This window comes from Acetatifactor sp. (genome assembly GCF_982438285.1).
Map to the genome: position 1 here is coordinate 1 of NZ_CEWDFQ010000311.1, position 3,669 is coordinate 3,669.

The 3,669-nt window shown below is 49.3% G+C and carries 4 protein-coding genes; all 4 read left to right on the forward strand.

The window, feature by feature from the left end; all coding sequences use genetic code 11:
• Positions 1-290: acyl-CoA carboxylase biotin carboxyl carrier protein subunit (locus AC1WIP_RS13000; RefSeq protein WP_481142226.1), on the forward strand; the 290-nt coding region annotated here is incomplete at its 5' end.
• Positions 291-335: 45 nt separating this feature from the next.
• Complete coding sequence (locus AC1WIP_RS13005; RefSeq protein WP_481142227.1) at positions 336-1,487, forward strand: sodium ion-translocating decarboxylase subunit beta; 1,152 nt, start codon at positions 336-338, stop codon at positions 1,485-1,487.
• 43 nt (positions 1,488-1,530) lie between these two features.
• A complete protein-coding gene (locus tag AC1WIP_RS13010) occupies positions 1,531-2,958 on the forward strand; it encodes an oxaloacetate decarboxylase subunit alpha (RefSeq protein WP_481142228.1) in 1,428 nt (475 codons plus the stop codon).
• A 222-nt stretch (positions 2,959-3,180) separates the two neighbouring features.
• Positions 3,181-3,669: TetR/AcrR family transcriptional regulator (locus AC1WIP_RS13015; protein WP_481142229.1), on the forward strand; the 489-nt coding region annotated here is incomplete at its 3' end.

The window sequence follows — 3,669 nt, forward strand, 5'->3', positions numbered from 1 at the left end:
CACCTGCAGCTCCCAGAGCGGCAGCGCCTGCTGCACCTGCACCTGCGCCTGCACCTGCAGCGCCTAAGGCTGCGGGAAGCGTTAAGATTGAAGCCGGAGCAGCTGGAAAGATTTTCAAGCTGGAAGCAAGCGTGGGACAGGCAGTAAAGGCTGGCGATCCTGTTGTAATTCTGGAAGCCATGAAGATGGAAATCCCTGTAGTGGCGCCTCAGGACGGCACCGTAGCAAGTATTGACGTAGCAGTTGGAGACTCTGTTGAAGCAGGCGCTGTACTGGCAACTATGAATTAGTCAGACGCAAGTCTACAGCGAAAGTAAACAACAGGAGGTCAACAAATGGAATATATAACAACTACGCTCAACAACCTGATTCATCAGACAGCGTTTTTCAGCCTGACCTGGGGAAACTTCATCATGATACTGGTTGCGTGCGTTTTCCTTTACTTAGCTATCCGCCACGGATTTGAGCCTCTGCTTTTGGTTCCGATCGCTTTCGGCATGCTGCTGGTAAATATCTATCCGGACATTATGATCAGTCCGGATGAGGCAGCTAATGGAGCAGGCGGTATGCTGTGGTATTTTTACAAGCTGGACGAACTTGCAATTCTGCCCTGTTTGATTTTCCTGGGGGTAGGCGCCCAGACGGACTTTGGTCCTTTGATTGCAAACCCGCAGAGCTTCTTGCTGGGAGCGGCGGCCCAGTTTGGTATTTTTGCAGCTTATTTCGGAGCAATCGCCTTTGGCTTTAACGATATGGCGGCGGCGGCAATCTCCATTATCGGCGGAGCGGACGGCCCTACATCCATCTTTTTGGCAAACAAGCTGGGGCAGACTGCTATTTTAGGTCCCATTGCTGTGGCGGCATATTCCTATATGTCCCTGGTACCTATTATTCAGCCCCCCATTATGAAGCTTCTGACCACGGAGAAGGAACGGAAAATAAAGATGGGACAGCTGCGCCCCGTTTCCAAGCTGGAAAAAATTCTTTTCCCTATTATCATTACCATTGTAGTGTGTCTGATTCTTCCCACTACGGCTCCCTTGGTAGGTATGCTGATGCTGGGAAACCTCTTTAAGGAATCCGGTGTGGTGAGACAGCTTACAGATACCGCAGCTAATGCAATGATGTACATTGTGGTTATTATGCTGGGCACCTCCGTAGGAGCAACCACCAGCGCTGAGGCATTCTTGAATGCGGATACTTTAAAAATTGTGTTCCTGGGACTGATTGCATTTATGTTTGGTACTGCTGCGGGCGTATTGTTCGGCAAGCTGATGTGCGTGGCCTCCAAGGGGAAGGTGAATCCGCTCATTGGTTCTGCAGGTGTGTCGGCAGTGCCTATGGCAGCCCGTGTATCCCAGAAGGTGGGAGCAGAGGCAGATCCTACCAACTTCCTGCTGATGCACGCTATGGGCCCTAATGTGGCAGGCGTTATCGGTACTGCGGTGGCTGCCGGAACCTTTATGGCAATCTTCGGCGTTTTCTAAAGAGAGCATATTAATTGTAAAATAAAATGGAGGAATTTCGTGAATGTCAGAACAAGTAAAGAAACCGATTAAAATTACGGAAACCATATTACGTGATGCACACCAGTCTCTGATTGCAACCAGAATGCCCACTGAATTTATGCTTCCCATTGTGGACAAGATGGATCAGGTAGGATATCATGCCGTTGAGTGCTGGGGCGGAGCAACCTTCGATGCGTCTCTTCGATTCTTAAAAGAGGATCCTTGGGACAGGCTTAGAAAGCTGCGTGATGGATTTAAGAATACCAAGCTGCAGATGCTGTTCCGCGGACAGAATATTTTGGGCTACAGACCTTATGCAGATGACGTGGTGGACTATTTTGTTCAGAAATCCATTTCAAATGGTATTGATATCATTCGTATCTTTGACTGCTTAAACGATCTGCGCAATCTTCAGGAGGCTGTAAATGCAACCAACAAGTTCAAGGTGCAGGAGGGCAGAGGACACGCTCAGGTTGCCCTTTCCTATACCCTGGGAGATGCCTATACTCTGGAATATTGGACCGATATTGCAAGAAAAGTAGAGGAAATGGGTGCAGATTCTATTTGTATCAAGGATATGGCGGGCCTGCTGCTTCCTTATGAGGCTACCAAGCTGGTATCTGCCATGAAGGAAGCCACCAAGCTGCCTATTGAGCTGCACACCCACTATACCTCCGGTGTTGCCAGCATGACCTACTTAAAGGGTGTGGAAGCCGGGGCGGACATTATCGATACGGCGATCAGTCCTTTTGCCATGGGTACCTCCCAGCCTGCAACTGAGGTTATGGTTGAGACTTTCCGTGGAACGCCCTACGACACCGGACTGGATCAAAATCTGCTTGCGGAAATTGCAGATTATTTCAGACCTTACAGAGATGAGTGTCTTGAAAACGGCCTTCTCAATCCCAAGGTTATGGGCGTTGATATTAAGACGCTGCTTTATCAGGTACCGGGCGGTATGCTTTCCAACATGGTAAGCCAGTTAAAGGAGCAGAATGCAGAGGATAAGTACTACGACGTGCTGCAGGAGATTCCCAGAGTGCGTAAGGATCTGGGAGAGCCCCCTCTTGTTACGCCTTCTTCCCAGATTGTGGGTACCCAGGCTGTATTCAACGTGCTGATGGGCGAGCGCTACAAGATGGCCACAAAGGAAACCAAGGCAGTTTTGCGCGGCGAGTACGGACAGACTGTAAAGCCCATGAATCAGGAGGTAATCGACAAGGTCATTCCCGGAGAGGAGAGAATTACCTGTCGTTATGCAGATCTGCTGGATAACGAGCTGGATAAGCTGGAGGGTGAAATGAAGGAATGGAAGCAGCAGGATGAGGACGTGCTCAGCTATGCACTGTTCCCTCAGGTGGCAATGGAATTCTTCAAGTATCGCCAGGCCCAGCAGGAGAAGGTAGATATGACCCAGGCCGATACCAAGAACGGCGCATATCCTGTTTAAACCATAAGAATACTAAATTTTTAAGGATGGCTGCCCCAGAGACGGACGCTTGGAAAAGCGCCGCTTTGGGGCAGCTTTTTGCCGTAGTGCGCCTGTGGCGCGCGTTTTTTGAAGCCCATTGACAAACGCTCTATGCTAAAGTAAAATAACAAGTGTTATAGCAATACAATAAGAAATCGGAAAGATTTGTGCACAGACTGCCGCAAACGAAGGGAGGAGAGTATGGCCCGCAAGGAATCAATTACACAGGATATTATTTTGGAAACTGCCTTTGCCATGACGAGGCAGGAGGGCTTTTCCAATGTGACGGCCAGAAGGGTGGCGGCGAAGGCAGGCTGTTCCACCCAGCCCATTTTCCGTGTTTATAAGAGCATGGAGGAGCTGTGGGATGCTGTCTATGAGAAGGCGGCTTCCTTTTTTCAGGATTATTGCAGCTTGTACCCAAGAACAGGCAAGCTTCCTTTCTCTAATCTGGGCATGGCTTATATTGCCTTTGCCAGAGAGGAAAAGCATTTGTTTGAGCTTCTGTTTGTGTCCGGCAGCCGGAAAAAGAAAAGCATGTATGAGCTTCTAAACGGCAATGCCGGGAATGTGGTTTATGAGGTTAATCTTGCCAGAGTGAGCGGATGTCCAAAGCCGGGAGAATTGTTTACAAAAATGTGGATTTTCATCCATGGGGCGGCGTGTATGACGCTGACAGGAGACTATGAC